The sequence below is a fragment of the Virgibacillus aidingensis genome (genome assembly GCF_010994035.1).
Taxonomy (GTDB): Bacteria; Bacillota; Bacilli; order Bacillales; family Amphibacillaceae; genus Virgibacillus_N.
The window spans coordinates 179,184-185,539 of sequence record NZ_WIXN01000008.1 but is presented as its reverse complement, the minus strand read 5'-3'; the positions used below and the strand labels follow the sequence as shown (position 1 = coordinate 185,539).

The window sequence follows — 6,356 nt, the reverse complement described above, 5'->3', positions numbered from 1 at the left end:
AATCTTAAAGATCGGGTTTTAAAATATCTTGAGTAAGAATTAACTTACACACTTTATTTGACAAACCCGCTGTGCCCCATTTTTTGTGGGACAACTCACCTGTCCCTCTGTCCCTTTTTTACTTGATATGAAAAAATATCCTTCCGAAAATAATGGCCGGTAACATCCAGGGTTATTTTTTCTTCGTTGATTTTATTCAACTCTATATCACCTATGACAATGGTTTCCTCATCATAGACCGGACCAGCAATATAATTGCCATCCGGTCCGATGATGGCACTGCCCCCACTCTGGAGCAGCCGATTCGGGTTTTCCTCTAATTCTGCAGGAAGTTCAAATTGGGAAGGGAGATCACTGACAGATTCTATTAAACCGGAAGCCAGTACATAGCATCTTCCTTCAAATGCATAATGGCGGCTGGCAATCTGATGCATTTCATTTACCGTCGGCCAAACTGAAATATGTATATGTTCTCCTGCCTCATGAAGCGTTTGTCTTGCCATTGGCATCCAGTGCTCCCAGCAGATTAGTCCGCCGACACGGCCAACATTCGTATTTACGGCATTCAGTCCATCTCCGTCACCTTGTCCCCATATAAGCCGCTCCGTAAATGTTGGAACCAATTTACGGTGATGATTCAGGAGCTGTCCGTCCGGCCCTATGATGATTAAACTGTTATACAAAGTGCCGTTTCCTTTTCCATGGTCCACTCGCTCATTTAATCCCATTACTACCGTGACGCCATGTTTCTTGGCTGCCGCTGCGATTGCATTTATTTCTTGTCCCGGTACAGTTGCACTGTTTTCCCGCAGAAGCGCATACACCTCTTTTGTCGGTCCATAATCCCATAAACACGCTTTAGGAATGTGGTCGATCCAGGTAGGATAGCCTGTCAGCCATGTCTCCCCAAAAGTAATCAGTTCAGCACCTTGGGAGGCAGCTTCTTCTATGTAGTGGATTGCTTTTCCCACTGAATTTTTTAAATCAAGATATTCCGGTTTGACTTGGATAATCGCTGCGGTTACTTTTTTTGGCATGGTTTTCTCCCCTTAAAAATCTGCTCTGTGACTATAAGATTATAATATTATCAATGTTTAATCAATGATAGGGAGGTTAATATTTTCATTTATTTTGCAGCCTCTCATCCAATATTTCCAAACCTCTTAAAGCTGTATAAAAAGAAAAACCAGCCACCATATATGTAATAGCCCATTCGAAGGTAAACACGAAACCTTGTGAATTACCCACAGAATTAATGAAAACGAGTACAAACCCTGCAAAAGCTCCTGCGAGTGAATAATGGAACCAGCGCAGTCCAAGGTTAATGCGTTCAATGATCACGGAAACGGGGACCCCCATAAGAAGATAAGCAGGGAAAGCAAAAATATAAACATATAAGAAACCCGACAAAGAAAACGAAATGGAATAATTACCTGAGAGAATCATGGAAAAAACGTTAAAGAGAGAAAAAAATATCATTAATATAAAAGGAGCCAGGAATGCAGCAAAAACTTTAAGCATATTTATCACTCCTCAACCATTTCACCATAAGAATAACACGGGTAGACATGCACTTAAAGAGATTGTCCAAATAGAAAAGGAGAGACGGTTCTCTCCATGCACACGAAAGCAATACTTTATTCAAAGTAAATAATCCCCGGATCCGCGGTGTTGTACTGTTTTGGAAAGATCAGCCCCTCCGTATACGGAGATGATACGTTTTGTGTCAGATACATAAAAGCCGTCTGAGCCAAGAACATTTTTGCTCCTTCCACATCCCGCTGGCCGGTAACAATTTCATGCATGACATTCAGGGATAAAAAGTTCATGGCTTCTTCATCGCACATCGCAGATGCTTCCCCCTTTGTACGGTCTAAATAAACACTTCCATCAAAAGCCGCAATATCATCATATAAATGAATAGGCACTTGATAATCAATGGTTTGCTCCAGAAAGTCGGGATGCGGATGGGGGAAGTTATGCGGAACAGTCTCGCGATGTATAATAGTGCGTTTCCAGGGACCATTATCATACCAAGTTAGTTTCCCCTTAGAGGCTTCCTGAGGATACCCGTACTTCCGAATGATTTTATGTGCGCTCTCTAAAGGCTTGCCTTCCCAATTGCTTAAAATCTGATTTACGTAATTTTCCATAAAAACACCTCCAAACCTATGTCTGGAGGTATTATATGTTATTTTTATGTTGATGTGCCCATGGATGAGGCAGATAGCTTGTCCCACATCCGGTGGGACAGTTGACCTGTCCCTATGTCCCGTTTTTATCGCCGGCTGATTTGCCTATTATGAAGAGCCACAGGCCTTCGAATACTTTGGCATCATACAAGGCGATAAGCAGTACAAGTGAAATCGGGCCAATTACGAGTCCAATTAAACCAAACAGCTGCAAACCGGCGAACATGGAGACAAGAATTGCCAGCGGATTTAACTTCATGCTTGTTGATAAAACTTTCGGTTCTGATATCTGGCGGACAATGACTGTGGAAGCATACAGTATGAGCAAGCCGACTCCCATAAAAATATCACCTGTGAAAAAGCTGTAAATACTCCAGGGGATTAAAACAAGCCCCGGACCAAAGTATGGTATTAGATCAAGAATACCCAGAATAACGGCAATGGTAATTGTTTGGTCTACCCGCAGTATGAATAGACCAACCAGACTGACAATAGCAGTAAGTGTCATCAGGATAATTTGTGATTTCAGGAAACCAAAGATCTTTACTTTTAAGTCATGTAACACGTGCATGGTTTTTCTCCTGAAAATCAAGGGAAGCTTGTCTTTATATATTGCTGCGTATTTCTTTGAGTCTTTACTGATAAAATAGATAGCTAAAATCGAAAATATAATCACTGTAAATGTAATGGGAAGTGCACCAACAAAAGTTGAAATCCCGCTTGCAATACTCTGGCCCAAATTACCAAGCACCTGGGCTATATTATTTCCGACAATTTGAATCCCTTCCTGCAATGCCTGACGTTGCCCCTCCTCAATATTATCAAGCCAGCCGATTCCCTGATCCCATAGCGGAAATATGGTTTCATTGAAATAATTTTGTATATTAGCCGATATTTGTTCAATTTGTGAAGGTATGTAATCGGATAAATAAAGGATTCCATCGATGATCACTTTAACTAAAATTGTTACTAATCCCCCGATAATTCCAAAGAGGAGAAGTATACTCGTTAAAACAGCAATAGGCCTGGGAAACCGTAGATATTTTTCCAACAAGCGAATGATGGGATGAATCAAGTATGCAAGAAGCGCTGCTATCAGAAAAGGATATGTAAGCCTTAAAAAATGATACAGCAAAAACAGTCCAATAACAGTGAGCAGAAGTATAAGCAATATACGAAAGATTTTTTGAATGGTTGGATGTTTCATATTAATAATACTCCTCTCATAAGACTGCTGAAAGATTTTACGATTCAGGCAAATATGAAATTTTAGCTGAGAAGTGATTTTAGAAAGCTAAGGTTTTTCAGTCTTAAGTATAAGAAAAAACTAACACATTCACTAAGACGAGACGAAATCACCCATCTTAATTTTCCCCGGTTTCATGTTGAATTCTCCACTAAAATTCTTAAAAATTATATTCCAGCAACTAAATTTATCCTCTATATTCTTTATTTTAGCATGTGAAGGTGTAAACATTCACTTCTATTGTCCTGTATTTACCAAAAAATTAATATAGACTTTCCCAGAGGTTCCACGGATAATTGCTTGGCGGATTGGATTTTATACTCATTTCTTCCTTTCTCACCGGGTGTTCTAACCTTAAGTTGTGGGACCATAAAGCAATTTGCTGCCCAGTCTTATTTACACTGCTTCCATATTTTTGATCTCCGTAAAGCGGATGACTGCGGGATGCCAGCTGGACACGTATTTGGTGAGGCCTTCCGGTATGAAGATTAATTGCAAGGAGGCTCAATCCTTCTTTTTCACTAATTACTTCATAATCCAGCACTGCTTTTTTTGCATTTTTTGTATCTGGTTTTACAGCATACACCTGATTTTTTCTGCGGTCCTTTACCAAATAATCTTTTAAAACAGCAGTATCTTTCTTAGGCCTTCCGCGTACAACAGCGTAATATTTTTTAGTCATTTTGTTTCTTCGGATTGTATCGGAAAGGCGGGAAGCTGCTTTGGATGTTTTCGCAAAAACCATGACCCCGCCAACAGGGCGGTCCAGTCTATGAACAAGCCCCAGATACACATTTCCCGGTTTATTATAGCGGATTTTTATATCTTCTTTCAGGTAAGAAAGCAAATCCTGATCTTTTGAACTATCCTCCTGTACCGGGATGTTGACCGGTTTTTCCACAAATAATAAATGGTTGTCTTCATAAAGTATGGTCACTTTCATGGCAAGTAAAACTCCTTTTTTCGTACTAAACAACATATTAACATGAAATGAATAGAAAAGGGGATGACTGTTCTTATACAGCCATCCCCTAAACTGTTATCTAAATAAATCAAGGAAACGTTCCCAGATGCTTTTTTCCTCTTCTTCTGCTGCTTTATCATTGTCATCTTCATCGTCATCTGCAGTAATGCTTTCTGTTCTGAGTACAAATTGTACTGAGTTTATATTTTCGTTTTCAGATGAAGTAAATGATACAGGATCAAAGTCGGAATTATCATATTCCGCGATCATTTCATCAATTTCTTCTTGCATTTGATCAGGTAAATCATTTGTTGAAGCATATAGTTCATTGGTTCCATCATGGAGTTCGGCTGCCCCCTCTTCCAGCTGCCGGGTTCCTTCGCCCAGTTCGGAAATGCCGGCATGTATATCACCATAAGCGCCTGATAGCTCGCCCACCCCGTCTGTATAGCTTTCCAGGCCTGCATGAAAGGCGTTATAATTATTGGAGATCTCGGTAAGTCCCTCGCTTAACTGAGTGATCGGATCCATGACATCCATATTGCTAATGGCAGTGGAAATTTCCTTGGAAGTGGTGTTCAAAGCTGTTTCTAGTTCTCTGATTCCGCTGATAATTTCGGTTAATGCCGGATCTATTGCCTGAAAACCCTGTTTTACTTCATTGTAGGTTCCTTTGGCTGCAAGCGCTTTTTCGTATATAACAACTAATTGATCCAGCGCTTCGGATTCTCCTCCTGCAAGCCTATAAAGCTCGTAAATTTCCTCTTCATCAATATGGTATTCCGGGATTTCCTCCATTGCCTTATCAAATACATTATAGGCAGTTTGATAGTTTTCTTTTAATTCTTCCAGCCCATCTGCAATTTTACTGACTGTCTCCGCCATCTCCTCAAGCCCTTCCGGCAGTCTGGACAGCTCTCCCAGTTCAAAATCAATATCCTCCTCAGAAAGTGAATGACTGATTGTTGCAAGCGCATCATTTATTTGTCTTGATCCCTCAATCAATTCAGAGGAAGATTGATTGATTTCTGTCATACCATCCCGGAATTGGCCGGATCCATCCTGTAAATCGGTGACGCCGTTATTCAACTCGGAAACACCATCTCTCAGTTCGCCGACTCCATTATTGATTTCTCCAATGGCATCTGTCAGTGATGTCATTTCTTCTGTCATTTCATCTGTGTCCGGTTCATCTATGGACATGGTTGACGGAACAGCGTTAATGTCAATGGCTTCCAGCTCAAAATCGGTTACATCAGCTGAAAACCGTATAACTTCCTCTTCTTCCGGCATTACTGTATAGGTAAATTGTTTATCTGTACCTGCACTTGCTTCGGTGGCTTCTTCTGCTTCGATATTGCTGTAGCGGTCAGGATCTGCAGTAAGGGATATTTGCAGCAGGTAATTTTCAAAAAACAGCTGCTCACCTTCCTCATTTTGAGAGGTTTCCAATACTATTTCAATATGACCATCGGCACCAAGCAGCTCAGCAGGGTTTATTTCTTTTCCGTCAAGAAAGTAGGAAATGGAAAATTTCCAGGGCAATGCTTCATGATTCATATTTCCCTGATAATAAAAATTTTCTTCTGTAGCAGCAAAATGAATTTCATCATTCATCTGTTCAATTTCCGACAAATCTGTCAGATTTCTGACGCTATCATAATTACCGTGGTCAATCAGCATTCCGGGTTCCGTAACACGGAAATGGTTGACGACAAAAGTTTCTTCCTGATCCCCATTAGACTGAAGTGTACCATATATCACTTCATCTTTATGGGAAAAGCTGCCTTCCTCCAACTCTGCTGTATCCGAATCTTCATCTTCTGCCACCTCGACAGGACTGGCAGCAACTAGCAATGAAGGGAAAATAAGCACAGCGACCAGAAAAACAAGAAAGATTTTTTTAAATCTCATCGTAAATTTCTCCTTTTGATGAAACACAGTGCCACGCCTG

General features: G+C 40.5%; 6 protein-coding genes. All 6 read right to left on the bottom strand.

The window, feature by feature from the left end:
• Nucleotides 1–95 precede the first annotated feature (95 nt).
• On the bottom strand, nt 96–1,037 hold the full coding sequence (locus GHD25_RS09180) for a carbon-nitrogen hydrolase family protein (protein WP_164216086.1): 942 nt from the start codon (nt 1,035–1,037) through the stop codon (nt 96–98).
• A gap of 85 nt (nt 1,038–1,122) precedes the next feature.
• Nucleotides 1,123–1,521 (bottom strand): hypothetical protein, encoded by a 399-nt coding sequence (locus GHD25_RS09175; RefSeq protein ID WP_164216085.1) that lies wholly within the window; start codon nt 1,519–1,521, stop codon nt 1,123–1,125.
• Nucleotides 1,522–1,637: 116 nt separating this feature from the next.
• Complete coding sequence (locus GHD25_RS09170) at nt 1,638–2,153, bottom strand: hypothetical protein (protein ID WP_164216084.1); 516 nt, start codon at nt 2,151–2,153, stop codon at nt 1,638–1,640.
• A gap of 112 nt (nt 2,154–2,265) precedes the next feature.
• Entirely contained in the window at nt 2,266–3,399 is a 1,134-nt protein-coding gene (ytvI, locus tag GHD25_RS09165; RefSeq protein ID WP_164216083.1) for a sporulation integral membrane protein YtvI, read from the bottom strand.
• A 301-nt stretch (nt 3,400–3,700) separates the two neighbouring features.
• Nucleotides 3,701–4,381 (bottom strand): RluA family pseudouridine synthase, encoded by a 681-nt coding sequence (locus tag GHD25_RS09160; RefSeq protein ID WP_164216082.1) that lies wholly within the window; start codon nt 4,379–4,381, stop codon nt 3,701–3,703.
• A gap of 96 nt (nt 4,382–4,477) precedes the next feature.
• On the bottom strand, nt 4,478–6,316 hold the full coding sequence (locus GHD25_RS09155) for a WXG100 family type VII secretion target (protein ID WP_164216081.1): 1,839 nt from the start codon (nt 6,314–6,316) through the stop codon (nt 4,478–4,480).
• Between the last annotated feature and the right edge of the window lie 40 nt (nt 6,317–6,356).

What these genes read in the sequence shown, in the direction of transcription:
- ytvI (WP_164216083.1), bottom strand. Translation starts at nt 3,399, where the DNA reads ATGAAACATCCAACCATTCAAAAAATCTTTCGTATATTGCTTATACTT.
- GHD25_RS09180 (WP_164216086.1), bottom strand. Translation starts at nt 1,037, where the DNA reads ATGCCAAAAAAAGTAACCGCAGCGATTATCCAAGTCAAACCGGAATAT.
- GHD25_RS09175 (WP_164216085.1), bottom strand. Translation starts at nt 1,521, where the DNA reads ATGCTTAAAGTTTTTGCTGCATTCCTGGCTCCTTTTATATTAATGATA.
- GHD25_RS09160 (WP_164216082.1), bottom strand. Translation starts at nt 4,381, where the DNA reads ATGAAAGTGACCATACTTTATGAAGACAACCATTTATTATTTGTGGAA.
- GHD25_RS09170 (WP_164216084.1), bottom strand. Translation starts at nt 2,153, where the DNA reads ATGGAAAATTACGTAAATCAGATTTTAAGCAATTGGGAAGGCAAGCCT.
- GHD25_RS09155 (WP_164216081.1), bottom strand. Translation starts at nt 6,316, where the DNA reads ATGAGATTTAAAAAAATCTTTCTTGTTTTTCTGGTCGCTGTGCTTATT.